This window comes from Planomonospora alba (assembly GCF_039534085.1).
Classification (GTDB): Bacteria; Actinomycetota; Actinomycetes; order Streptosporangiales; family Streptosporangiaceae; genus Planomonospora_B; species Planomonospora_B alba.
Genome location: NZ_BAAAUT010000059.1, coordinates 17,912 through 40,866 on the forward strand (window position 1 = coordinate 17,912; position 22,955 = coordinate 40,866).

The 22,955-nt window shown below is 72.8% G+C and carries 22 protein-coding genes, 1 tRNA gene and 1 pseudogene; 12 read left to right on the top strand and 12 right to left on the bottom strand.

What is annotated here, in order from left to right:
- Positions 1–3: 3 nt before the first annotated feature.
- Together ABD823_RS28080 and ABD823_RS28085 are read right to left on the bottom strand one after the other, a co-directional pair.
- The gene (locus tag ABD823_RS28080; RefSeq protein ID WP_344864789.1) at positions 4–1,437 is read right to left on the bottom strand and encodes a TolB-like translocation protein; all 1,434 of its coding nucleotides are present in this window, start codon (positions 1,435–1,437) and stop codon (positions 4–6) included.
- Positions 1,434–1,982 (bottom strand): SigE family RNA polymerase sigma factor, encoded by a 549-nt coding sequence (locus ABD823_RS28085; RefSeq protein ID WP_344864791.1) that lies wholly within the window; start codon positions 1,980–1,982, stop codon positions 1,434–1,436. Before ABD823_RS28085 ends, ABD823_RS28080 begins: the two co-directional genes overlap by 4 nt.
- A gap of 112 nt (positions 1,983–2,094) precedes the next feature.
- On the opposite strand from ABD823_RS28085, the gene ABD823_RS28090 reads away from it, so the two are divergent.
- The 4 genes from ABD823_RS28090 (at position 2,095) to ABD823_RS28105 (ending at position 5,488) form a co-directional block, all read left to right on the top strand.
- Positions 2,095–3,318 (top strand): esterase-like activity of phytase family protein, encoded by a 1,224-nt coding sequence (locus tag ABD823_RS28090; RefSeq protein WP_344864793.1) that lies wholly within the window; start codon positions 2,095–2,097, stop codon positions 3,316–3,318.
- A 149-nt stretch (positions 3,319–3,467) separates the two neighbouring features.
- Entirely contained in the window at positions 3,468–4,451 is a 984-nt protein-coding gene (locus ABD823_RS28095) for a hypothetical protein (protein ID WP_344864795.1), read from the top strand.
- Between the two features lie 184 nt (positions 4,452–4,635).
- Entirely contained in the window at positions 4,636–5,040 is a 405-nt protein-coding gene (locus ABD823_RS28100) for a GNAT family N-acetyltransferase (RefSeq protein ID WP_344864797.1), read from the top strand.
- Positions 5,041–5,119: 79 nt separating this feature from the next.
- The gene (locus ABD823_RS28105) at positions 5,120–5,488 is read left to right on the top strand and encodes a nucleoside triphosphate pyrophosphohydrolase family protein (RefSeq protein WP_344864799.1); all 369 of its coding nucleotides are present in this window, start codon (positions 5,120–5,122) and stop codon (positions 5,486–5,488) included.
- A 154-nt stretch (positions 5,489–5,642) separates the two neighbouring features.
- Here ABD823_RS28105 and ABD823_RS28110 read toward each other — a convergent pair whose 3' ends face one another.
- From ABD823_RS28110 to ABD823_RS28120, 3 genes are all read right to left on the bottom strand, one after another.
- Entirely contained in the window at positions 5,643–6,287 is a 645-nt protein-coding gene (locus ABD823_RS28110; RefSeq protein WP_344864801.1) for a response regulator transcription factor, read from the bottom strand.
- On the bottom strand, positions 6,278–7,372 hold the full coding sequence (locus ABD823_RS28115; protein ID WP_344864803.1) for a sensor histidine kinase: 1,095 nt from the start codon (positions 7,370–7,372) through the stop codon (positions 6,278–6,280). Before ABD823_RS28115 ends, ABD823_RS28110 begins: the two co-directional genes overlap by 10 nt.
- Before the next feature lie 76 nt (positions 7,373–7,448).
- Positions 7,449–8,066, bottom strand: a complete 618-nt coding sequence (locus ABD823_RS28120) for a DedA family protein (RefSeq protein ID WP_344864805.1) — start codon at positions 8,064–8,066, stop codon at positions 7,449–7,451.
- A 240-nt stretch (positions 8,067–8,306) separates the two neighbouring features.
- On the opposite strand from ABD823_RS28120, the pseudogene ABD823_RS28125 reads away from it, so the two are divergent.
- Positions 8,307–9,041, top strand: a pseudogene (locus ABD823_RS28125) (M20/M25/M40 family metallo-hydrolase); the annotation flags it as partial.
- Between the two features lie 1,643 nt (positions 9,042–10,684).
- On the opposite strand, the gene ABD823_RS28130 reads toward ABD823_RS28125, so the two are convergent.
- Positions 10,685–12,115 (bottom strand): serine hydrolase domain-containing protein, encoded by a 1,431-nt coding sequence (locus tag ABD823_RS28130; RefSeq protein WP_344864807.1) that lies wholly within the window; start codon positions 12,113–12,115, stop codon positions 10,685–10,687.
- Between the two features lie 111 nt (positions 12,116–12,226).
- Here ABD823_RS28130 and ABD823_RS28135 point away from each other — a divergent pair, with 111 nt between their 5' ends.
- Positions 12,227–13,411: a metal-dependent hydrolase family protein gene (locus tag ABD823_RS28135; RefSeq protein WP_344864809.1), complete on the top strand. Its 1,185-nt coding sequence runs from the start codon at positions 12,227–12,229 to the stop codon at positions 13,409–13,411.
- A gap of 180 nt (positions 13,412–13,591) precedes the next feature.
- Here the strand turns inward: ABD823_RS28135 and ABD823_RS28140 are convergent, their stop codons facing one another.
- The gene (locus ABD823_RS28140) at positions 13,592–14,056 is read right to left on the bottom strand and encodes a MarR family winged helix-turn-helix transcriptional regulator (RefSeq protein ID WP_344864811.1); all 465 of its coding nucleotides are present in this window, start codon (positions 14,054–14,056) and stop codon (positions 13,592–13,594) included.
- An 85-nt stretch (positions 14,057–14,141) separates the two neighbouring features.
- On the opposite strand from ABD823_RS28140, the gene ABD823_RS28145 reads away from it, so the two are divergent.
- The gene (locus tag ABD823_RS28145) at positions 14,142–14,708 is read left to right on the top strand and encodes an NADPH-dependent FMN reductase (RefSeq protein ID WP_344864813.1); all 567 of its coding nucleotides are present in this window, start codon (positions 14,142–14,144) and stop codon (positions 14,706–14,708) included.
- A 26-nt stretch (positions 14,709–14,734) separates the two neighbouring features.
- Positions 14,735–15,076 carry an HIT domain-containing protein gene (locus ABD823_RS34710; protein ID WP_425566672.1) on the top strand — a complete coding sequence of 114 codons (342 nt, stop codon included), beginning with the start codon at positions 14,735–14,737 and terminating at the stop codon, positions 15,074–15,076.
- Between the two features lie 221 nt (positions 15,077–15,297).
- Here ABD823_RS34710 and ABD823_RS28150 read toward each other — a convergent pair.
- Positions 15,298–15,387, bottom strand: a tRNA-Ser gene (locus ABD823_RS28150).
- A gap of 436 nt (positions 15,388–15,823) precedes the next feature.
- On the bottom strand, positions 15,824–16,387 hold the full coding sequence (locus ABD823_RS28155; protein ID WP_344864815.1) for a YceI family protein: 564 nt from the start codon (positions 16,385–16,387) through the stop codon (positions 15,824–15,826).
- 102 nt (positions 16,388–16,489) lie between these two features.
- Here ABD823_RS28155 and ABD823_RS28160 point away from each other — a divergent pair, with 102 nt between their 5' ends.
- Positions 16,490–17,023, top strand: coding sequence for a MarR family winged helix-turn-helix transcriptional regulator (locus ABD823_RS28160; protein ID WP_344864816.1), 534 nt, complete (start codon positions 16,490–16,492; stop codon positions 17,021–17,023).
- Between the two features lie 97 nt (positions 17,024–17,120).
- Here the strand turns inward: ABD823_RS28160 and ABD823_RS28165 are convergent, their stop codons facing one another.
- Positions 17,121–17,636: a SigE family RNA polymerase sigma factor gene (locus ABD823_RS28165; RefSeq protein ID WP_344864817.1), complete on the bottom strand. Its 516-nt coding sequence runs from the start codon at positions 17,634–17,636 to the stop codon at positions 17,121–17,123.
- A 295-nt stretch (positions 17,637–17,931) separates the two neighbouring features.
- Between ABD823_RS28165 and ABD823_RS28170 the strand changes: the two genes are divergently transcribed.
- Together ABD823_RS28170 and ABD823_RS28175 are read left to right on the top strand one after the other, a co-directional pair.
- The gene (locus ABD823_RS28170; RefSeq protein WP_344864819.1) at positions 17,932–18,882 is read left to right on the top strand and encodes a hypothetical protein; all 951 of its coding nucleotides are present in this window, start codon (positions 17,932–17,934) and stop codon (positions 18,880–18,882) included.
- Positions 18,883–18,887: 5 nt separating this feature from the next.
- On the top strand, positions 18,888–19,787 hold the full coding sequence (locus ABD823_RS28175) for a MauE/DoxX family redox-associated membrane protein (RefSeq protein ID WP_344864821.1): 900 nt from the start codon (positions 18,888–18,890) through the stop codon (positions 19,785–19,787).
- A gap of 65 nt (positions 19,788–19,852) precedes the next feature.
- Here the strand turns inward: ABD823_RS28175 and ABD823_RS28180 are convergent, their stop codons facing one another.
- The gene (locus ABD823_RS28180; protein ID WP_344864823.1) at positions 19,853–21,034 is read right to left on the bottom strand and encodes an AAA family ATPase; all 1,182 of its coding nucleotides are present in this window, start codon (positions 21,032–21,034) and stop codon (positions 19,853–19,855) included.
- Between the two features lie 495 nt (positions 21,035–21,529).
- On the opposite strand from ABD823_RS28180, the gene ABD823_RS28185 reads away from it, so the two are divergent.
- Complete coding sequence (locus ABD823_RS28185; protein ID WP_344864825.1) at positions 21,530–22,390, top strand: M15 family metallopeptidase; 861 nt, start codon at positions 21,530–21,532, stop codon at positions 22,388–22,390.
- A gap of 257 nt (positions 22,391–22,647) precedes the next feature.
- On the opposite strand, the gene ABD823_RS28190 is transcribed toward ABD823_RS28185, so the two are convergent.
- Positions 22,648–22,824 carry a hypothetical protein gene (locus tag ABD823_RS28190; RefSeq protein WP_344864827.1) on the bottom strand — a complete coding sequence of 59 codons (177 nt, stop codon included), beginning with the start codon at positions 22,822–22,824 and terminating at the stop codon, positions 22,648–22,650.
- Positions 22,825–22,955: the final 131 nt, after the last annotated feature.

Genomic DNA, 22,955 nt, shown 5'->3' on the forward strand with positions numbered 1-22,955 from the left:
ACTTTATTCGGTTCCGGGGATCGCGAGAAGGTTCACGACTGTGAGTTCCTTCCCTCCGCCCTGTTCGACCGCCCCGCACAGGACGCTCTCGTCGGTCCGCCCCGCCGTGCCCGAGGGCCGCGGGACCGCCTTGCCGCTCCCCGTCTCGCACCTCTCCACGGTCCTGATGCCCGCGTCCCAGTAGACGACCGCGCTGGGCGAGGAGGAGACCCCCAGCCCGTAGCCGCCGTTCCCTCGCCCGTCGCGATTCCCGATCCCGGCCAGGGCCCCGGTGGCCGGGTCGTACAGCGCGGCCACCGGAGCGGCCGGGTCCTCGACCTCCTCCCCCCGCTCGTCCCGGCCCACCACGCCGGAGACGGCGAAGAGCCCGACGTCCCGGGCGAGCAGGAGGTGCCCGCCCCGGGCGTGCAGACCGGGCAGGACGCCGCGCCGCGAGCCGTCCACCCGCTCCACGACGGCCCTGTCGGCCTCGCTGTCCCCTCCGCCGAAGCACCATTGCGGGCCGCACCGGAACGTGGTCGCCCCCTCCGGGGCCCTCACCTCGGTGACCTGACCCGTCTCCAGGTTGACCAGCCTGCCCTGCGTCTTCTGGAAGTCCCGTTCGCCGACGTCGGCGGCCCACGGCCAGGACAGCAGGTGCAGCCCGTCGGTGCCCTCGATCCGCTCCGGGGTCCCGCCGCCCAGCGGCATGCGGTAGACCCCGCCCGCGCGCACCGACCAGACGACGGAGTCGGCGGTGACCCCGATGGCGTCCACCTCGGCCGGGGCGCCGGTGACCTCGCCGATCCGCCGTGCCGTACCGCCCGACCGGGGCACGACCCAGAAGTCGGCCCAGCCGGCGCCGTCGTTGGGGCTCATGCCGTACCACACGATGTTCTCGGCCCCGACCTCCACGCTCTGCGGGAAGTAGCCCTTCACCCCGGGCGGGCCGGGCATGTCGGTCAGCACCGTACGACTCCCGCTCGCGGTGTCGTAGACCTCCAGCCGGCCCGCTTTCTCGAAGGACGGCAGGGCCGTCAGCAGCAGCTCCGTGGCGCTCAGCGCGGTGACCGGGCGGTAGCTCCAGCCGTCCGGCGCCTTGGCCGGGATCGTCGACACCGCCTGCGGCCAGACCTCCGCGGCCGGCCGTATCCCCACCCGGACGGGTTCGGGGGCGCGGCTGGAGCGCTCCGTCCTCTCCGGAACGGCCGTCACCGGGGCGTCGCCGAGGACCGGGCCCTCTCCGCCCCCGCCGGAGAGGGCCCCCCTCATCACCGCCGCGCCGCCCGCGGTGACCGCGATCACCGCGGCGACCGCCAGAGCCGACCGGACGCTCCTGCGCACGCGCCGCGCACGGCGCCTCCGGACCGTCTCCAGCAGGTCCGCCGCCGGTTCGGGCGCCGTCTCCGCCGCCCTGGCCAGAACCCGGACGAGGTCCGCCTCGTTCCTGTCGTTCATCGCACCCGCCCCGTCCCCATGCCGTTCACCGAATCCACCCCGGCCGCGCCCTGGGCCGCATCCTCCGCCCGGGACCGCGCCGCGCCCGGATCCGCCCTGCGCACCCTGAGCTTGTCGAGCGCGCGGGCGGCCTGGCTGCGCACCGTGCCCCGCGAGATGCCGAGCAGATCGGCGATCTCCTCGTCCGGGAGGCCCTCGTAGTAGCGCAGGACCAGGACCGCCCGCTGCTTGGGCGGCAGAGCCCCCACCTCGTGCCACAGGCCCTCGTCGCCGTCGAGACCGCCGTCGGTGTAGGCCGTCTCGGGCACCTGCGCGACCAGACGCTCCCGGCGCAGCCTCCGCCAGGTGCTGATGTGCAGGCGCGCCATCGTCGTGCGCACGTACCCCTCCGGGTCGTCCCGCCTGCGAACCCGGGACCACGCCTTCCCCAGACGCATCAGCGCCTCCTGCGTCAGGTCGGCCGCGTCCTCGGCGTTGCCGGTGAGGACGTAGCCGTACCGGTACAACGCGCGTCCCCGCGCGGCGACGAAATCTGCGAACTCCACAGAACCAGGGACGTACCGGGGTCCCGTTCTGTTGCACGACATTCGGGTACGGCTTGCGAACGGACATCCGGCGTTGTCCGGCGCTTCATCCCCGGCTCCTAGCGTTCCCGCCATGAAACGACGTCTTGCCACCGCGGTCGGCGCAGCCGTGCTCTCCCTCGCCCTCACCACCCCGGCCACGGCCGACCCCGGCACCGACGCCGCGGCCCGCGGTCACGGCGGTCACGGGGGTCACGGGGACTTCGGCCGGGCCACGCTGACCGGCTTCGCCTCACTGCCCGCGCTGACGTTCGTGCCGGGCAGCGAGCCGTCCGGCTCCCAGCTCGGCACGGAGCCGGTCAACGGCGTCACCCCGCCGTTCGCCGGGCAGCCCGTGCAGGGGTTCAGCGGCATCGTGCGCCGGGGCGACGGCACCTTCGACGTGCTGTCCGACAACGGCTACGGCGGCAAGGCCAACAGCGCCGACTTCCTGCTCCGCGTGCACCGGATCAAGCCGGACTTCCGCCGGGGCACGGTCCGGGTGCTGGGCGGGTTCGACCTGAGCGACCCGGACGGCCACGTGACCTGGCCGCTGACCCGCGCGGACCGGAAGCTGACGGGCGCCGACTTCGACGTGGAGTCGATCGTGCGGGCCTTTGACGGCACCTACTGGATCGGCGACGAGTTCGGCCCGTTCCTGCTGCACGTCTCGCCCTCCGGCAGGCTGCTGGAGGCACCGGTCCCGCTGCCGGACGTGAAGGCGCCGGAGAACCCGTTCCTGGAGGGCGCCGAGCCCACCCTCGGCCGGAGCAAGGGCTTCGAGGGCATGGCCCGCTCGGTCGACGGCCGCCGGCTCTACCCGATGCTGGAGGGCACCGTCTCCGGCGACCCGGCCGGGACCCTGCGGATCAACGAGTTCGACCTGCGCCGGCGGGTCTACACCGGCAAGCGCTGGACCTACACGCTGGACGGCGCCGACAACGCGATCGGCGACATGATCGCGGTGGACCGGAACCGGTTCCTGGTCATCGAGCGCGACAACCTCCAGGGCGACGCGGCGAAGACCAAGAAGATCTACCTGATCGACCTGCGGAGGAAGGACCTCGGCAAGACCCTGGTCGCCGACCTGCTCGACCTGGCGAACCCGCGCCGCCTGGGCGGGTTCGGGGAGACCTTCCGGTTCCCGTTCCAGACGATCGAGGACGTCGTGATCCTCGACGACCGGACCCTGGGCGTCCTGGACGACAACAACTTCCCGTTCTCCTCCGGCCGCAACCCGGGCAGGCCCGACGACAACGAGTTCATCACCGTGCGGCTGGCGCGCCCGCTCCAGGCCGACCCGCGCGTGTACCGCTGAGACGCCGCCGCCGGCGGTTCCCCGGAGCCGCCGGCGGGCCCGGCCCGCGGTGGCGGGCCGGTTGTGCCGTTATCGCGACCATCCCGATGCCAGCGGGCGCTTATCCTCAAAGGAAGCTCCAGAAACTGACAAAGGGAACGCTGACGCTCATGTGGCCTCCACCATCTCCCCAAGATCCCCAAGGCCAGCAGCCCCCCGCCGGGCCCGGGCAGCCCCCCGCCGGTTCCTGGCAGCAGCCCTCGTACGGCGCGCAGGGCCAGCCCCAGCAGCCGCCCTACGGAGGAGGCCAGGGCCAGCAGCAGCCGCCCTACGGAGCCGGTCAGGGGCAGCAGCCGCCCTACGGCCAGCCCCAGCCGCCGTACGGCCAGCAGCCGCCGTACGGCCAGCCGTACAACCCGCAGGGCCAGCAGACGGCTCCCGGCGGCTGGTACCCCCCGCCGGCCGGGCCGCCCAAGCGCAAGCCCGTCTGGCCGTGGATCGCGGGGGCGGCCACCGTGGTCGTCGTCGCCCTCGTGGCGGTGCTCGCCCTGATCGGCGACTCCTCCGGCAGCAAGACCGCCTCCTCGGACCGGACGTCCGGCGCTTCCTCGGCCCCGGCCTCCACCGAGCCCTCGTCGGAGCCCACGGAGACCTCGTCGGCGCCCGCGGAGACCTCGGCCCCGCAGGAGTCATCCGCTCCGCTCACCGACGGCCGGCTCGTCAAGGCCACCGACGGCAAGAGCGAGATCACCGTTCCGCGTGACTGGACCAGGCTGCAGCTGCTGGACGGCGCCACGGTCCAGCAGGGCAACACGAGGAACGAGCAGTACCTGATGGTGATCAGCGAGGCCCAGGCGAACTTCGACTTCGACCTCGACGGTTACGCCAAGCTCATCACCGAGCAGATGCAGACGAAGCTGGACAACCCCGTCCTCGGCCGGCCCCAGTCGCTGTTCGTCAACGGCGCCCCGGCCCGCCAGTACGAGCTGCACGCCTCCACCCAGGGCGTCAAGATCGTCTACTGGGTGACGTTCGTGGAGGGCGCGCAGGACTTCCACCAGATCCTCACCTGGACCCTGGAGACCCGGGGCGACCAGCACGGCCCGCTGCTCCGCCAGGTCACCGAGACCTTCAAGGACCTCGGCGGCGCGTGAGCCGCGCCGGTGCGCGCCGTACGGCGGCTACGGCGTGCACCGCGGACTCCGTGGGCGCCTTCCGCCGGGCTCGCGGGGACGCTCGTGGAACCTCCGGGCGCACTGGGACGCTCCGGAGCGCCCGGGGACGCTCGTGGAGCCTCCGGACGCTCCGGAACGCCCCGGGCATTGCCAGAATGCAGGTGTGATCCACTACACCGACGCCGTCGGCACACTCAGCGCGGACCGGTTGCGGGGCTTCTTCGTCGGCTGGCCCCGCCCGGCCTCCCCCGAGCAGCACCTGGCGGTCCTGCGCGGCAGCCACCGCGCGGTCGTCGCGATCGACGACGGGACGGACCGCGTCGTCGGCTTCGTCAACATGATCAGTGACGGGGTCCTGACCGCCTACATCCCCTGGCTGGAGGTCCTGCCCGAATACCAGGGCCGGGGCATCGGCAGCGAGCTGATGCGGCGGATCCTGGAGGGAACCGACCACCTCTACTCGGTCGACCTGCTCTGCGAGGCGCCGCTCCAGCCGTACTACGAGCGCTTCGGCATGCTCCCGGTCCCCGGCATGAGCCGGGTGCGCCGCTCCGCCCTGCACGGCTGAGCGCTCCGTACGGCCGGGCGGACGGGGCGAGCGGCGCGACTGCCGGACGCGGCCGCCGCGCCCGCCTACACTCCCGGCCATGGACGTGCGGTGGCTCATGGACGAGGTCGAGGCCGTGTCGGACGCCTATGCCCGCAGGCACGGCATCACCCGGGACGGCACCTGGTTCCTCCTGAAGCTCCAGGAGGAGGCCGGCGAACTGACCCAGGCGTTCCTCATGCGCGCCGGGCAGGCCCGGGACAAGGGGCACTCGCCGGACGAACTGGAGGCGTGCTTCCGCGCCGAACTCGCCGACGTCCTCTCGCACGTCCTGCTGCTGGCCCGCCACCACGGGGTGGACCTGGAGGCGGAGGTCGAGCGGAAGTGGCTGTCCCGCCGGCGGAAGCGGCCCGCCGCGCAGGAGGGGACCACCGCACAGGAGGGAGCCGTCCCGCGGAGCGGCGCCTGACGGGGCCGGTCGCGCAGCGGCCCTCCCGTCCCGGGCAGGGCGCGCGAGGCACCCGCGCCCACCCGTCCTTCACCGGCATCGCGATCCGCCGGCCACGCGGTCCGGCGCGCCGGGCGGGCGGCGCCTCCGCGGACCGCGCGGGAGCCGTACGGCCTCAGGAGCCGAGGTAGCGCAGGACGGCCAGCACCCTGCGGCTGTAGCCGGCGGTGTGGGACAGCGACAGCTTGTCGAACAGCGCGTTGACGTGCTTTTCCACCGCACTCTGCGACACGTGCAACGTCTGGGCGATCGAGGCGTTGGTCAGGCCCTGCGCCATCAGCTCCAGCACCTCGCGCTCCCGGGCGGTCAGCCGGGCCAGGGGGTCGGCGTGGCTGGTGCGGGCCAGGAGCTGCCGCACCACCTCCGGGTCGAAGGCCGTGCCCCCGGCGCCCACCCGCTCCAGCGCGTCCAGGAAGTCGCCGACCTGCGCCACCCGGTCCTTGAGCAGGTAGCCGACGCCGTCGATGTCCCCGCTCATCAGCTCGGTGGCGTACTTCTTCTCCACGTACTGCGACAGCACCAGCACCTTCACGTGCGGCCGCAGGCGTCTGATCTCCAGGGCGGCGCGCAGTCCCTCGTCGGTGTGCGTGGGCGGCATCCGCACGTCCACGACGACCGCGTCGGGCTCCTGCGCCGCGACCGCCCCGAGCAGCGCCTGACCGTCGCCGACGGCGGCGAGCACCTCGTGGCCCTCCTCCTCCAGCAGCCGCACGAGGCCCTCGCGGAGCAGGGTGGAGTCCTCGGCCAGGATCACGCGCACGGCAGCTCCGCCGTGATCGTGGTGGGTCCGCCGGCGGGACTGTCCACGGTGAAGCGGCCGTCCAGCGCGGCCACCCGCCGCGCCAGCCCGGACAGGCCGCCGCCCGCCGGATCCGCTCCGCCCGCACCGTCGTCCCGCACGCGCACGACGACCATGCTGCCATGCTCGCGGACCTCGACGGTGACAGCGGTCGCGCGGGCGTGCTTGACCGCGTTGGTCACCGCCTCGCTGACCACGAAGTACGACACCGTCTCCACCGCCGCCGGCGGGCGCGCGGGCAGCTCGCACACGACCTTGACCGGGATGTCGGCACGCTCGGCCACACCGGCCAGCGCGTCGGCGAGCCCGAGCGCGTCCAGCCCCGACGGGTAGACCCGCCAGGCCACCTCGCGCAGTTCGCCCAGCGCCTGCTGCGCCTGCTCGTGTATCTGGGTGAGCAGTTCGGGCCGCCCCCGGCGGGCCCGCCCGGCCAGCATGGACAGCGCCACCAGCCGCTGCTGCAGCCCGTCGTGCAGGTCCCGTTCGATCCGGCGCCGTTCGGCGTCGACGGCCAGCAGCACCCCCGCGCGGCTCTCGGCCAGCTCGGTGATGCGGCGCCGCAGCGCCTCGGTGGGGTCGGGACCGAGCATGCGCTGCGCCAGCCGCCGCTCCAGCGCGTGCACGCCCACCAGGCCCGACAGGTTCAAGAACAGCAGCACCGTCCCTCCCAGGGCGGCGTAGGCCAGCAGCGGCGCGGTCGGCAGCATGCCGTCGAACGGCCGCCCCCTTCCCCACGACCAGGCCAGGGCTCCGGCCACCCCGCCGCCGACGCCCAGCAAGGCGGTGACCAGGCCGCCGAGGAGGCCCACCGGCGCCCTGGCCGCCAGGTAGCACAGCTCCCGCCCGTCGGCGCGGACCGCGTCGAGTCCCAGGACGGCCGGGTCGAGCCGCAGGCGGCGGGCCTCCAGTACGGCCAGCCGCCGGGCCGCCTCCCGGACGGCGCCGCGGCGGGTGAACGGCAGCGCCGGCAGGAGGAAGACCAGGTCGAGCAGGGCAGTGGCGGTCCCGAGGGTCACCGCCCCCAGCAGGTGCAGCCCTTTGGCCACGGAACCGGTCGCGGAACCGGTCGCGGAGTCGGCCAGGGGGTCAGCCGGGGGGTCAGCCGCGGAGCCGGTTGCGGTGCTAGCCGCGGAGCGCATGCCGCCCCTTGTGCCGTTCCCCCAGCCTGGCGCCCACGAAGACGAGCACGGCCAGCAGCACCAGGCCGATCACCGTGTTGGTGCCCATCCCCACGTAGGTCTCGACCAGCGACCAGTTCTCGGCCAGGACGTAACCCGCCAGCACGAAGACCGTGTTCCAGATGAGGCTGCCGGCCGTGGTCAGCAGCGTGAAGACGCCCAGCGGCATGCGCTCCACTCCGGCCGGGACCGAGATGAGGCTGCGGAAGATCGGGGTCATGCGTCCGAAGAACACGGTCTTGCGGCCGTGCTTGAGGAACCACGCCTCGGTCCTGGTGATGTCGGAGACCTTCAGCAGCGGGATCCTGGCGGCCAGGGCCAGCGTGCGCTCGCGGCCGAGCAGGGCTCCCGCCCGGTACAGCGCCAGCGCGCCCACGACGGAGCCCGCCGTGGTCCAGGCCAGCACGCCCAGCAGGTTCATCTCGCCCTTGGCGGAGGTGAAGCCGGCCAGGGGGAGGATCACCTCGCTCGGGAGGGGCGGGAAGAGGTTCTCCAGTGCGATCGCCAGCCCCGCACCCGGCGCTCCGAGCATCTCCATCAGTTCGATCAGCCAATCCGTCATGCCCCGAAGGCTATGGACGATCATGGTATGCCCGGAATGAGGAGCGTGGCCGTTCCGGGCTGCGGAAAACCACAGCGGCGGGCGGGCAGGCGCCTCATTCCGCCGGGCGAGCGGCCCCGCCTACCGTCCCTGGTCATGATCGGAAAGTTGTTCGACGTCCCGCGGCGGCTGCCGGCCGGGCTGGCGGCCCTGCTCGCGCTGGCCGCTGTGATCATGTCGTCCGCCATGGCCGACAGCACCATGCAACCGCTGCCGGCCGCCGCTCCCGCCGAGCGGTTCAGCGCCGGGCGCGCGCTGGTCCACCTGGAGCGCTTCGCCACCGAACCGCGGCCCGTCGGCAGCCCCGCGAGCCGCCGCGCCAGGGACTACCTGGCCGGGCGGTTGCGCGCGGCCGGGCTCCAGGTCGAGATCCAGCGCTCCGTCGGCGCCCGGTCCGCGGCGGGACTGGCGACGTTCGGCCGGGTCGACAACATCGTGGGCCGGTTGCCGGGCACGGCCTCGACCGGCACCGTGCTCATCGCCGCGCACTACGACTCCGCCGCCATGGGACCGGGTGCCTCCGACGACGGCGCCGCGGTCGCCGCGATGATCGAGACCGTCCGGGCGCTGCGCGCCGGTCCCCGCCTCCGCAACGACATCGTGCTGCTCATGTCGGACGGCGAGGAGGACGGCGTGCTCGGCGCCGAGGCCTTCGTCCGCGGCCACCCGCTGGGCAGGGCCGGGGGCGTGCTGCTGAACTGGGAGGCCCGCGGGGTCAGCGGCCCCTCGCTGCTGTTCGAGACCTCCGCGGGCAACGCCCGCCTGGTCGAGACCTTCGCCGGCGCCGTCCCCGCTCCGCGAGGGCACTCCGCCATGGTCGAGCTGTACCGGCTGCTGCCCAACAACACCGACTTCACCCCGCTGACCAGGGCCGGCTTCACCGGCATGAACTTCGCCTACATCGAGCGTTCCTCGCTGTACCACACCGCGAGCGACTCCATCGCCAACCTCGACCGGGGCAGCCTGCAGCACCACGGCACCAACATGCTGGCGCTGGCGCGCGCCCTCGGGGACGCGGACCTGCGGACGACCGCCTCCGACCATGACGCCGTCTACTTCCGGGCGCTCGGCACCATGATCGTGTATTCGGACCGGCTCGTGTGGCCGCTGGCGCTGCTGGCCGTCGTCGCGGTGGCGGGCCTGGCGGTGCTGGCCCGCGTCAGGCGGCTGCTGAGCCTGCCCGGGCTGCTCGCGGCGGCGGCCTCGGCCGCGGTTCCGCTGGTGCTGTCGGCCGCCTCGGCGCAGGGACTGTGGGAACTGCTGGTGGCCTGGCGGCCCGCCTACGACTCGATGGGCGGGCTGCTGCACCGCCCGGGGCCGTACCAGGCGGCGATCGCGGTCCTGTGCGCGGCGGCGGTCCTCGGCTGGTACCTGGTGCTGCGGCGCGGGCTCGGCCCGGCGGCGCCGGCGGTCGGGGCGCTGACCTGGCTCGCCGGGCTGAGCGTGCTGTGCGCCCAGGTCGCCCCCGGCGCGTCCTTCCTGTTCGCGCTGCCGGCGCTGGCGGGTGCGCTGGGCTGGTCGGCCGCGGCCCTGCTCCGTACGCCCGCCTGGGCGCGGACGGTCGTGGCGATGCTGGGGCCGCTCACCGGCGCCATGCTGCTGCCGTCCCTGGCCGGGGACGTCTTCGACGGGATGGGGCTGGCGCTCGGCGGGGCGGGCGCGCTGGTGCTGGCCCTGTTCGGGCTGACCGTGGTGCCGATGGCGGAATCGTTCCTGCCCGATCCCGCCCGTCCCCTGCCTGCCCTCGCCCGTCCCCTGCCCGATCCCGCCACCCGGCCGAGGCGGTCCGCCGTGCTCGCGGTGCCCGCGGCGCTCGCCGTACCCGCGACCGCCGTCCTCCTGGCGGCGGCGCTGGTCGCCACCGGTCTCGTGGTGGACGACTTCGACGCCGACCGGCCGAGGCGCACGCATCTGGCGTACGTCATGGACGCCGACACCCGCACCGCCCACTGGGTCAGCGCCGACCCGGACCCGGCGCCGTGGACCGGACGGTACGTGTCCGGCCACGACGCCTCCGCGCTGCCCGCCGGGTACGCCCGGGGCACGCTGCGGACCGGTCCCGCACCGGCGATCGACGCCGACGGTCCGCGCGTCGCCCTCCTGGCCCGCGACGAGGACACCCTGAGACTGCACGTGACCGCCGGGAAGGGCGCGCGCTCGGTGACGCTCAGGCTCGACCGGCCGATGGTCCGCGTCACCGCGTCGGCCGGCCGATCCGGGCCGGTGAGCGTGCCCGTCACCGGCACGCGAACCGGCACCTGGCCCTCGGAGATCCGCTTCCGCGGCATCCCCGACCGGGGGGTGCAGCTCACCGTGCGCGTGCCGGATCCGCCTCATCGCCATCGCCGAGACCGACGGGCTGAGCGCGGTGCCGGGCTTCACCCCCAGACCTCCCGGCCTGGTCGCCGCCACCAGGGAGGACGGCGGCCTCATCGCGGTCACCCGCGGTCACACCTACACCCTGACCGGCGCCTCCCAGACCGGTGCCTCCACGACCGGCGAATCCCGGATCGGTGGGTCCCCGGAACACCTTCTCGCGGCCGCAGGCGCCGTGAGGCCGGGACGGAGGCCGGCACCACCTACGCGACGTCGGGCCGTGTCATCAGCGGCGACCGCAGATGCACCACCAGATCGGGACCGGTCCGGGGCACGAGGTTCCACACCGCCACCGCCGTCCCCGCTCCGGCGTCGACCACCAGCCGGACCCGGTGCGGGGTGGTGATGACGTAGAGCTCGGCGACGAACGTGTCGCCCTGCCAGGCGCCAGCCGCGACGACGGGGCGGCCGAGCGGCGAACCCTCCCGCCATTCGCCGTGGCCGGCCTCGACGTCGAGGAACGACCCGAACCGCAGGATCCATCCGCCGTCCACCGGATCGACGGTCACCGTGGTCCCGTCCGGCAGGGCCGAGCCCTCGGCGGAGGCGTCGAGCCGCACCCGGACGGAACGGCCCGGGGCGGCCGAACCCGGCACCGGCGCGAACGCCAGCCGCCGCAGCCGCTCGGCGAGGATCTCGTCGTCCCGGGTGCTTCCCGCGTGGTCCGTGCCGGGCAGCAGGCACTCCCATATCGCGTCGAGCACCTCCTGCGCCTGCGTATGGGCGCCGGTCAGGGCGACCACGAGATCGTGCGACGGGACGACCACGCACAGCTGGCCGAAGGAGCCGTCACCGTGGTAACCGTGACGCGACATCCAGAACTGGTAGCCGTACCCGCGAAGGTAGTCGGCGTTCTCCGATCCGTCCTCGAACGGCAGGGTGTCGATGTGCCGCCGGGTCGCGAGCTCCACCCATTCGCGCGGGACGAGCCGCCGCCCGCCCCACAGTCCTCCGCGCAGCAGCAGTTCGCCGAAGGCGGCGACGGCCTCGGTCGTCAGGTGCAGCCCGTGGAACGCGAAGGCGGCACCGCTCGCCACCCGGTCCCATTCGGCGTGGTCGACGCCCATCGGCGCGAAGAGGCGCTCGTCGAGCAGTTCCGGCAGGCCGCGGCCCGTGACCCGTTCCACCATCCGGGCCAGGACGAAGGTGGTCGGATTGTCGTAGGCGTGCCGGGTCCCCTCCGGCTCGGGGAACGGCACGCGCAGGAAACCCTTCACCAGGTCTCCCGGTTCCAGGCGCCAGGCCTCGTCGAGGCTGTCCGTGCGGTGTCCCGTCGTCATGGACAGCAGGTGGTGGACGGTGAGGCGGCGTCCCTGCTCCGAGACGTCGGCCGGAACGTGGTCGGGCAGCACGTCCACCACCCGGTCGTCCAGCGAGAGCAGCCCGTCGGCGATCGCGAGCCCCACGGCGACCGAGGTGAACGACTTGGTCAGCGAGTAGAGCAGGTGCGGGCGTTCGGCCGAGTACGGCGCCCACCAGCCTTCGGCGACGACGTGACCGCGGTGTACGACCATGATCGAGTGGCACTCGATGGACCGCGCTTCGAGCCGGTCCAGCAGCGCGGCGATCGAACGGGACGACATCCCCGAGGCGGCCGGTGCCGACCGCGGCAGCAGAGTGCGCTGAGAGGGCATCCAGGCACCGTAACAAATCCACCGAATCCGCTGAATCGAATTACCGGCGCGCCCCTGATCCTGTAGGGGTGAATCCTTGGATCGCCTTTAATCCCTACCTATGGTGATTCGATGACTTCTCTCGCGATTCGAGCGGCACGGGTGTTCGACGGAGAGCGGCTGCTCGACGGGACCACCGTGGTGCTGGTGGAGGACGGCCGCATCGTCGGCGTGCAGGCGGGCGCGGCCGTACCCGACGGATGGCCGACGCGGGACCTGTCGGACGGCACGTTGCTGCCCGGCCTGATCGACACGCACGTGCACCTGTGCGCCGACGCCGGCCCGGGCGCGCTCGACCGGCTCACCGGGTGCGCGGAAGAACAGCTGGAGGGCGCCATCGAGGCGTCGCTGGAGACCCACCTGGCCGCGGGCGTCACCACCGTACGCGACCTGGGCGACCACCACGGCGCCGTGCTGGCCTGGCGGTCGAGGGGCAGGCCCGGCCTGCCGACCGTCGTGGCGGCGGGTGCGCCGATCACCAGTGTGGGCGGGCACTGCTGGTCGCTGGGGGGCGAGGCCCGAGGCGCGAGCGGGCTGCGCGACGCCGTACGGCAGCGGGCCGACCGGGGCGCCGACATCGTGAAGATCATGGCGAGTGGCGGCGTGCTGACGCCCGGCACCGACACGATGAGCCCGCAGTTCACCGATGACGAGCTGAGAGCGGCGGTCGCCGAGGCGCACGCCCTCGGCCTGCGGATCACCGCGCACGCCCATGCGCTCGCGGCGGTACGGCAGGCGCTGGACGCGGGCGTCGACGGCATCGAGCACTGCACGTGTCTCACTCCCGACGGCGTGCGGCTCGACGACACGCTGCTCGCCGAGCTGGCCGGGTCCGGGATCGCGGTCTGCCCGACCCTGGGGTCCGACCCGGGTGTCGTGGTGCCGCCGCAGGTCGTGGCGATGGCCGAGCGCGCCGGCATCACCGAGGCCGTCCTGCAGGAGGTCGTCGCCCGCCTTCACCGGGGCGGGGTGCGCCTGGTCGCCGGTTCGGACGGCGGCATCGGCCCCGCCAAGCCGCACGGACTGCTGCCCGCCACCCTTGACGAGTACGTCAGATCCGGCCTGCCGGCGACGTCCGCTCTGGCCGCGGCGACCTCGGCCGCCGCCGACGCCTGCGGCGCGGGGGACCGCAAGGGCCGCATACGACCCGGCTACGACGCGGACCTGCTGGCGGTCGGCGGCGATCCGACCCGCGACATCACCGTGCTAGGGGCGCCCGTCGCCGTCTACCTCGCCGGTCGGCCGGTGGTCGGCTGAACGGTCGTCCCCGCTCCCGGCCCGGTGGGCAGGATCACGGTGAAGCGGGCGCCGGGGTGCGGCAGGCCGGTGACCCGGCGCGGCGGGTCGTCAGCGCGAGCTCCGGCGGCACCGTGACACAGCCGCGCAGCGGGCCATCAGCCCGCACTCCGGCGGCACCGTGACGCGGCCGCGCAGCGCTCACCGGATCTCGGCTCCCAGGTGCGCCAGGACCGTCTCGGCGATGTCGCCCAGCACCTCGATCTGCTCCTCGGTCAGCAGGTCGATCAGGTGGGACCGTACGGACTCGACGTGGCCGGGGGCCGCCTCGACGATCGCGTTCATGCCGCCGTCGGTCAGCGCGATGACGGCGCCGCGTCCGTCGTCGGCGCATTCCTCTTTAGCCACGAGGCCGCGTTCCTCCATGCGGCTCACGTGGCGCGACAACCGGCTCTTCGACCACAACATGCGGTCCGCCAGCTCCTGCAGCCGCCAGCGTCGGCTCTCCCGCGAGGACAGCGCGGACAGGACGTCGTAGTCGGCCTCCGACAGCCCGGAGTCGCTCTGCAGGTCACGGGCGATCTGGGCGTCGAGGAGCAGGCGCATCCGGCGGTAGCCGAGCCAGGCCCGGAACTCTCGCTCGTCGAGCCATCTCGGATCGGGCATACCGCACAGGCTAGCACTGGTTGACATGTAAACGAAGGCGTGACATCTTCTCGTTTACACGTAAACCTGTTGCGGAGGAGATCCCGTGCCCGCCCTGAAGATCATCGTTGCCAGCACCCGCCCCACCCGCATCGGCCGGGTGATCGGCGACTGGGTGGCCGCACGCGCCGTCGAACACGGCCGCTTCCACGTGGAGCTGGTCGACCTGGCCGAGGTGGGCCTGCCGTTCCTCGACGAGCCCGAGGACGCCACCACCGGCCGCTACGTCCACCAGCACACCAAGGACTGGAGCGCCACCATCGACGCCGCCGATGCCCTGGTGTTCGTGATGCCGGAGTACAACCACGGCTTCAACGCCCCGCTGAAGAACGCCCTGGACTTCCTGCACCGGGAGTGGGCGTACAAGCCGGTCGGGCTGGTCAGCTACGGCGGCCTGTCCGGCGGCCTGCGCGCCGTCGAGATGCTCAAGCCGGTGCTGGTCAAGCTGCGCATGGTCCCCGCGGGCAACGCGGTGACCGTCTTCCACCGCCAGTCGATGACCGCCGACGGGCGGCTGTCCGCCGACGAGCGCCTGCGCTCCTCCGCCGAGGGCATGCTGGAGGAGCTGGAGCGCCTGACGGAGGCGATGGCGGTGATGCGCGCCGCGGTGTAGTGCTACGGCACCCCGTCGTGTGAGCGATGCCGTCGCCGGTGGTGACCGATACGGGCAGGGCGCCGGTGGAGCCTGCGGCGGTGCGACCGTGCCAGGACACGCACGACCGGCCGACCGGGGAGGGCCAGGTGTGCCGGCACACGGCGGATCCGCCCGGGGTCGACGGGGGCGAGGCCGCCGGTCAGGACGTCTTCCACTTCCACGTGCATGTGATCCCGCGCCGGCACGACGACGCCTGCGTTCGACGTGGAGTTCTCCGCGGGCGTCATCCCGCGAACTGGAACAGGTCCGGGAAAGGATCACCGCAGGTCGTTGAGGCTTTCCCAGAGATCGGCATCGGCCGGATCAGGGAATCCGCTCGGCTTTGAGGGCCGACGCGCTGGTCGCCGCGTAAGCCGACTCGTTCGATGTGGCGTCAAGGCCTCCGGTCTTCCCGGTCGACGGGCGTCGTCTCCTCGTTCAAGGCCGCGCGAAGACCATGACGCAGCGGGATGAGCCCTGAGCCCCGCCATACCCCGGTTGCGACCCGGAGCCCTGCAGAGATCAAAAAGGCCCTCCTCCCCGACCGGGGAAGAGGGCCTCTGACCTGCGGAGGCTCGGGGATTTGAACCCCGGATGGGCGGTAAACCCAAACCGCATTAGCAGTGCGGCGCCATAGACCTGACTAGGCGAAGCCTCCTGGTAGCCGTGTGGCTCAGCACAGAGTACCGGCGATCGGGCAAGGCGGCAAAGCGATTGTTCTGCGCGTCGCCCGCCCGGCCGGGCGGGTCTTCTCGCACCATGCCCGCACCGCGTCGGCCCGCCGCCCGCCGGATCCGCCGCCCCGTAGTCCCGCGGCACCCTCGCCGTCCCCACCGGCCCGCTTTCTCCCCGCGCACGGCATCCGGCGCCCTCGGCCATGTTGTCCACCGTCTGTGGATAACTTCATCCACACCTGTGGACAGAGTCGTGGAAAACCAGGTGAGGAGAGGGGGACCCTTGTGGATTCTCTTCTGATGAGACGCATCGTCTCATCCATCGGACTCGCCGGAGAGGGAAACAGAGAGAAGGGCTCCCCTCCCTTACCCGGGAGAGGAGCCCTCCATGCACGCGGAGATCGCCCGCGGCCACCTGGATCAAGCGGCGGGGTTGGCCTCGCCCTCGATCTCGATCTTCACCTTCTTGCCGACGAGCACGCCGCCGGTCTCCAGGGCCTGGTTCCAGGTGAGACCGAACTCCTCACGGTCGATCTCGGCGGTGATGGTGAAGCCCCACACCTCCTGGCCCCACGGGTTGGTGCCGGCGCCGCCGTACTCGACGGTGAGCTCGACCGGCCTGGTGACGTCGCGGATGGTGAGGTCGCCGACCAGGGTGAACTCGTCACCGGAGTGGCCGGCGACGCGGGTGCTGCGGAAGGTCAGCTCCGGGAACTTCTCGACGGCGAGGAAGTCGTCGCTGCGCAGGTGGCCGTCGCGGTCCGCCACGCCGGTGTCGATGCTCTGGGTCTTGATCGTGAGCTCGGCGGAGGACTCCAGCGGGTTCTCGGCGATCGTCACGGAGCCGGAGAACTCCCCGAAGCTGCCGCGGACCTTGCTCACCATCATGTGCTTGACGACGAAGCCGATGTGCGTGTGGGCGGTGTCGAGGGTGTAGGTGCCGGGGGCGGGGATCTGGAGGTTGTCCCAGCTGCGAGTGGCCATCGTGTTCTCCCGAGGGGATGCTTGCTGCACGGACATTTGCGTGAACATATTCCTACACGAGGAATATTCCTCGCGTCAACTATCGTCGGATACAGTGTGCACGTGCTCCCGTTCGACGACCCCCGGCTGACCGCGATGGGCCTCCTCGCCGAGGTCTCCACCGGCCTGTCGGCCAAGACGCTCCCCACGCTCACCGCGGCGGGACTCTCGGAGATCGACTTCGAGACCCTGATCCGGCTGGCCCGCTCACCGGGGCGGCGCCTGCGCATGAGCGACCTGGCCGCGCAGACCTCCCTGTCCACCAGCGGCGTGACGAGAGTCGTGGACCGGCTGGAGCGCGAGGGCCTGGTCGTACGGCAGGCGTGCGCCACCGACCGCCGGACCTCGTACGCGGTGATCACCGAGACGGGTCTCGACCGGCTCGGCGCCGTGCTCCCGCAGCACCTGACGGACATCGAGACCTGGTTCACCGGGCTGCTCAGCCCCGACGGGCTCGCGGCCCTCCTCGACGCCCTGCGGATCGTCCGCGACGCCGTACGGCCGTGCGCCACCGCGGGCGTCCGGCCCGGGGCCGCCGAGCGGGACTGCGAGCGGGCGCCGGCGGAGCCGCACTCCGGGAAGACCTCCGACGGATAGCCCCGTCGCTCTCAGGTCTCCCTTCGGAACGCTCCAGCCCCTCGCTTCGGGACGCTCCAGAGCCCCGCTCCGGGACGCCCCAGCGCTCCCCGCCCGTTCACGCCTGCGGTTCGAGCCGCCGGTCCGGTACGGCGAGCGCCCCGCGGAGCTTGGCCATCCCGCGTGACACCGTGCTCTTGACCGTGCCGACGCTGACGCCCAGGGCGTTGGCGACCTCCTGCTCGGTCATGTCCTCGTAGTAGCGCAGCACGATCGCGGCCCGCATCCTGGCGGGCAGTCCGTCCAGGGCCCGCTCCACCTGCTCGGGCAGGTGCCGGTGGGCGTGCTGGGCGACCGGCTCGGGAAGTTCCCCGGAGGGGTACTCCTCCAGCCTGCGCCTGCGCCACCAGGAGATGTTGATGTTGACCATCGCCCGCCGCACGTAGCCGTCCAGGGCCGCCCGGTCCTCGATGCGCTCCCAGGCGAGGTACGTCTTGGCCAGCGCGGTCTGCAGCAGGTCCTCGGCGTCGTTCGGGTCGCCGGTGACCTGGCGGGCGGCGCGCAGCAGCGCCGCTCCGCGGGAAACGACATACTCCCGGAACTCGTCGTGGGTCCCGCCGGTCACCGCGATCACCCGCCTGTGGTCAAGGGCCTTCCGTGGTCAGAATCGCAGCCGGAGCCCATGATCCGGCTGAACCGGAATCCAGGTTTCCTCCTGTCGCCCGCAAAGATCGCACCAACTTCCCCACCAGTCACTGGGGGCGCACTACGCACCGGTTTGCCCACAGATGGGTGACAGGCGTTCCACCAGGGATGGGAATTCTGATACCTGGTCGGATAGCTGACGGGATTATCGGGGGAGCGACCGGCGGGACGGCCCGCCGGCATGTGACGCTGGGAGGCGTCCCGCCGAGAACAGGAGAAGCACGATGCCCCAGCGGAGCGCCGATCGCCGCCGCATGCTGGCCGCGGCCGCGCTCGGCCGCCCCCTCCGCGCCCCCGGCCCCGTCCCCGGCGAGGGCGAGCCCCTGCGCGCCGTCGCCGGGACGGTCCTGGACGTCAGCCCTCACCTGATCATCATCGAGACCCCGGAGGGCCAGGAGGAACGGCTCGTCATCGCCCCCTGGGCGACCGCCTGGCGCGGTGACGCCGTCGCCCCGGCCGATCTGCCGAAGGGCGCCAACGTGCTCGTCAGGACGCTGAAGTCGGGCAAGGTCGCCGACCGGATCTGGGCGGACGCGACCCGGATCACCGGGGTCGTTCAGGAGCTGGGAGGCGGCAGGCGGGACCGCACGCTCCGGCTCTACTGCGGGCCGCACCGGGGCCCGCGGACCGTCGTCATCCCCTACGCCGTCTCGGGACGGCTCCAGGTCCGGCATCCGAAGCTCGAACCCGGCTACCTGTTCGACGCCATCGGCGTCGTCGAGGACGGCGTGGCCCACGCCCGGCTGCCCGCGACCTCTCAGCCGCCCTACCGGTGGACGGCCGTGCCCGAGCCGCCCCTGGCCTACGGCGGCGCCCAGGCGCACGTCTCGGGCACCGCGGTCTGGTCCGACGGCTTCGGCTTCGGCGAGCGGGGGGCCGCCTATCCGATGCTGGAGTCCTCCGACGCGGACTGCGACGAGGTGGGGAGGTCGTGCGCGCGCCTGCCGTACCTGGCGATGGGCTCGGCGCTCGACGTGCGCAACGTGTGCGCCGGGCGCTCGTCGGTCGTGCCGATCGCGGCGTGCGGCTGTCTGGCCGGCCGCTTCTGCGACCGGTGCCTGGAGTGCGGCACCTCGCCGCGCGGCCGGATCGCGGAGCTGTCCCCGGCCTCCTTCGTGGAGCTCGGCGGGGAGCTGACCAAGGGCTGTTTCAACGTCCGGATCACGTTGGGGTGACGCAGGTGAGCACGGAGACGACGCAGATGGCGCAGACGATCGCCGCGGCCCAGATCCCGGTGCTGATCGCGCTGCTCGCCCTCGGCACGGCGGCCAAGATCAGGATCGCCCGGACCGGCGCGGAGCCGGGCGGGATGAGCGGGATGGGCCCGGCGGTGCTGGTGCCCGAGCGGTGGCGCGCCCCGGTGATGCTCTGCTGCGCGGCGGGGGAGGCGGTGCTGGCGGGCGGGCTGGCCGTCACCGGCCTTCCGGTCTTCCGGTGGGGCACGGTCATGTTCTTCTCGGTCTCCACCTACGTGCTGTGGGAGCTGCGCCGCCGCCGTCCCGACGTGGGCTGCGGCTGCTTCGGCGAGGTCAGCTCGGCCCCGGTGGGCGCGCGCTCGTTCGCCCGCACGGTGGTGCTGACGGCCATGGCCGCCGGCGCGGCGTGGACCGTCCCCGCGTCCGGATGGTCGGTGCTGTCCGGGCCGTCCTGGACCGAGGGCCTGGCGGCGGCCGCCGGCCTGCTGCTGATCGCCGCGCTCTCACCGGAGATCGAGGAGACCGCCGCCCGGCTCCGGCACCGCGCGCCGTGCGAGGAGCGCCCCCTGGACGCCGCGACGGCCGCCGCCCGGCTCCGCGCCAGTGCGGTCTGGCGCTCGCACCGGGAGTGGCTGTCGGCGGCGGAGCCGGTCGACAGCTGGCGGGAGCTGTGCTGGCGGTTCTTCGTCTATCCCGGCCGGAGCCCGGCGGGTGAGCCGGTCGACGTGGTCTTCGCGGTCTATCTGGCCGGCCGCAAGCCCGCCGTCCGGGTGGCGCTGGTCGGTCCGGACGGCGCGGTGACCGGAGCGGAGCCGGTCCGCGCGGCCGACTCCTCCTCCGGGGACAGCGGTGGCTTCCAGGTCCTCGCGACCCATGAGCATTGACGTCTATACGGCTATCTAGCCTCCTGGCTAGACGGCCGTATAGGAATCTAGCGGCCGTACCGGGATCAGACCGGCTGGGAGCGCAGGAACTTGCCGAAGTGCGGGACGGTGAACGCGATCAGGCCGCGCTCGGCGCTGTAGATCAGCCCCTTCTTGATGAGGCTGTCCCGCGCCGGGGAGAGACTGGACGGCTTGCGGCCGAGCAGCTCCGCCACCTCGGCGGTGGCCACCGGCTCGTCCCCGATCGAGGCGATGGCGTGCATGTAGTCGCGCTCGGCCGGCGTGGCCCGCTCGTAACGGCTGCCGAAGAAGCCGACCGCCAGCTCCTCCTCGGCCTCCGGCGCCGAGACCCGGACGTCCTCGGCGGTGATCGGGCTGCGCAGCGCCAGGTCCCAGGCGACCTTCCCGTAGGCCTGCACGAAGTACGGGTAGCCGTCGGCCGCCTCGTAGAGCGCGTCCAGGGCCTCCCGGGTGAACTCCACCCCCTCGCTCCGCGCCGGGACGATCAGCGCCAGGTCGGCCGCCTCCCGGTCGAGCCGGTCGATCCTGGCGTAGCGGAAGAGCCGCTCGGAGTAGCTCTTGCTGGCCGACAGCACGCCGGGCAGGTGCGGCAGCCCCGCGCCGACCACGATCAGCGGGCCGCCGCTCTGGGAGAGCTCGTGGCAGGCCGCGCAGAGCGCCGAGATGTCGGCGGCCTGCACGTCCTGCATCTCGTCGATGAACAGGGCGATGCCGACGCCCAGGTCCGTCGCGACCGCGGCCGCGTCGACGAACAGCTCGGTGAGGTCGATCTCCAGGTCGCCGGAGTCGGCCCGGCCGCGCGCGGCGGGCACGTCGATCGCGGGCGACCAGTGCGAGGTCCCCTTGGCCGCGGACGTGTCGCGCATGGCGAAGGCCTTGAGCACTCCGAGGAACTCCTCGATGCGCTCGGGCGCGCGGTGCCGGGGGGCCAGCTCGCGCACGGCCATGTGCAGGGCGGCGGCCACCGGGCGGCGGATCGACCGGTCGGGCCGGGCCTCGATCTTCCCGGTGCCCCAGAGCCGCTGCATGGCCATCGACTTGAAGGTGTTGAGCAGGACGGTCTTACCGACGCCGCGCAGCCCGGTGACGACCATGCTGCGCTCGGGACGGCCTCGGGCCACCCGCTCCAGCACGATCTCGAACTGCTGCAGTTCGCGGTCGCGCCCGGCGAGCTCCGGAGGGCGCTGCCCGGCACCGGGGGCGTAGGGATTGCGCACGGGGTCCACGGTCTCGGACTCTATGACGGGATATAGGGGCCGTCCTAGAGTTCGGTAGAAAGTGCTACGGCGTTTCGCCCGCGGCCGGTCGGCGGCCCTGGGGGCGGGAACCCGCACCGCCTGCGGCGCGGCGGACGTCACCGGCATCGCCATGGCGCACACCTCCTGCCCGGGCGGACGGCGCTCCGGGACGGCGTCCCGGGAAGCACCGCGAACGGCGACCGAACCGATGTTCGATCCGGTGCCCCAGACTGTAGCGCGGCGTCGAACACAGTGACGAGTCTTCCGGGAAAAGCCCGGCCAAAGATCGTCTCCGGCCCGGGCATCCGGCGGCGCCCGCGGGCACCGCGCCCGCGCCGCCTCTCCCCCCGCTCCCCGATGCGGGCCGGGCGCGGCGGACGGGCGGACGGCGCGGTTTTCTCACCTGAGGTGACCGGTCGCATACGCTGAGGACCGGTCGTTTCCATCCGGTGTGGGGTGCAGCAGGTGAGAGGCTTTCCGTTCGTGACACCGTCCGCGGCCCGCGTCCAGGCGGCCGTCGCGGCGACCGCGGCCTGCCTGGCGCTGAGCGCCTGCGGCGGCGATCCCGTCACGGCGCCCGCGACGACGACGCCCGCGGAGCCCGCCCCCCGTCCCACGGCCACGCCGACCTCCCCGTCCCCGGAGGCGTCGCCGTCCCCCTCCCCGGACGGATCCGCGCCTCCGGACGGGTCCCCCTCCCCGGCCGCCCCGCCCTCCGGTCCGGTCTCCGGTCCGGTCTCGCCCGCGCCCACCCGGGCGAGGACCCCGGCCGGTCCCCCGCCGTTCGCCGCGAGGGTCTCCCGGGTCTCGCGCGAGCTCCTGCCGTACTCCTGGCGCAAGGGCTGCCCCGTCCCGGTCAAGGACCTGCGGCTGATCACCCTGACCTACTGGGGCTTCGACGACCGGGCGCACACCGGCGAGCTGGTCGTGCACGAGGACGTCGCCGGCGACATCGTCTCGGTCTTCAAGCGCCTGTACGGCTGGCGCTGGCCGATCTACCGGATGGAGCTCGTCGACGTCTACAAGGGCGACGACTTCGACTCGATCGAGGCCGACAACACCTCGGCCTTCAACTGCCGCCCGGCGACCGACTCGACCAGCTGGTCCCGGCACGCCTACGGCAAGGCCATCGACATCAACCCCCGGGAGAACCCCTACGTCTACGCGAACGGCTCGTTCGCCCACAAGAACGCCCGCAGGTTCGTCAAGCGCCCGCTGGACGCCCCCGGAGTGATCAACCCCGGTGACAAGGTGGTCAAGGCCTTCGAACGGCTCGGCTGGGAGTGGGGCGGCTACTGGTCCGGGACCAAGGACTACCAGCACTTCAGCAAGGGCGGCGGCTGAGACCTGGGCCAGCGTCACGAGGTGGCGTCTGACCAGTGGGTCAGCCTCTTGCCGGTTCTCGATGTTTCCGGCCGTCTCACGCCCTCCTGTGCCCTCGTTGTGCCCTGCCCTCGTAGACCTGGTTGGTCTCCGGCATCGGTTCCGGCCGTCCGCGAGAGCAAGCCGATCACGAGACCGAAGAGGGCTACAACCGCCGTCACTCCGCCTCGCGGCTTACCGATCTCGACGCTCTCCCAGAGCAGCGGCTGGATACCGCCTCATCGGCTGGGTGGCCACCTCTGGTCGGCCCTCAGGTTCATCGGGCGCAGACGGCTCAGTTCTTCGTGGAACTCCCGCTCACCGATCTCGTACGGAGCGAACTCGTCGAGATCGAGCTGAGCGTAGGTCAGGCCGCCGTAAGAGTCCTCCGCGTGCTCGGTGTCGTAAGCAGTCACCGTTCCGTCGGCGTAGGCCTCAACCTGGACGCGGGCGTACCCCTCGTCGTCGAGCGTCAGATAATACGTGGACGTGCCCTAGGCCGTGTCTGACAATTCCGCGTGGCGGAGCCAGAGCATCAAGAACGCGA

Coding starts and splice junctions, on each gene's coding strand:
- ABD823_RS28130 (WP_344864807.1), bottom strand. CDS start 12,115: ATGCCCTCTCAGCGCACTCTGCTGCCGCGGTCGGCACCGGCCGCCTCG.
- ABD823_RS28080 (WP_344864789.1), bottom strand. CDS start 1,437: ATGAACGACAGGAACGAGGCGGACCTCGTCCGGGTTCTGGCCAGGGCG.
- ABD823_RS28155 (WP_344864815.1), bottom strand. CDS start 16,387: ATGGCCACTCGCAGCTGGGACAACCTCCAGATCCCCGCCCCCGGCACC.
- ABD823_RS28090 (WP_344864793.1), top strand. CDS start 2,095: ATGAAACGACGTCTTGCCACCGCGGTCGGCGCAGCCGTGCTCTCCCTC.
- ABD823_RS28140 (WP_344864811.1), bottom strand. CDS start 14,056: ATGCCCGATCCGAGATGGCTCGACGAGCGAGAGTTCCGGGCCTGGCTC.
- ABD823_RS28120 (WP_344864805.1), bottom strand. CDS start 8,066: ATGACGGATTGGCTGATCGAACTGATGGAGATGCTCGGAGCGCCGGGT.
- ABD823_RS28135 (WP_344864809.1), top strand. CDS start 12,227: ATGACTTCTCTCGCGATTCGAGCGGCACGGGTGTTCGACGGAGAGCGG.
- ABD823_RS34710 (WP_425566672.1), top strand. CDS start 14,735: ATGCCGTCGCCGGTGGTGACCGATACGGGCAGGGCGCCGGTGGAGCCT.
- ABD823_RS28105 (WP_344864799.1), top strand. CDS start 5,120: ATGGACGTGCGGTGGCTCATGGACGAGGTCGAGGCCGTGTCGGACGCC.
- ABD823_RS28170 (WP_344864819.1), top strand. CDS start 17,932: ATGCCCCAGCGGAGCGCCGATCGCCGCCGCATGCTGGCCGCGGCCGCG.
- ABD823_RS28095 (WP_344864795.1), top strand. CDS start 3,468: ATGTGGCCTCCACCATCTCCCCAAGATCCCCAAGGCCAGCAGCCCCCC.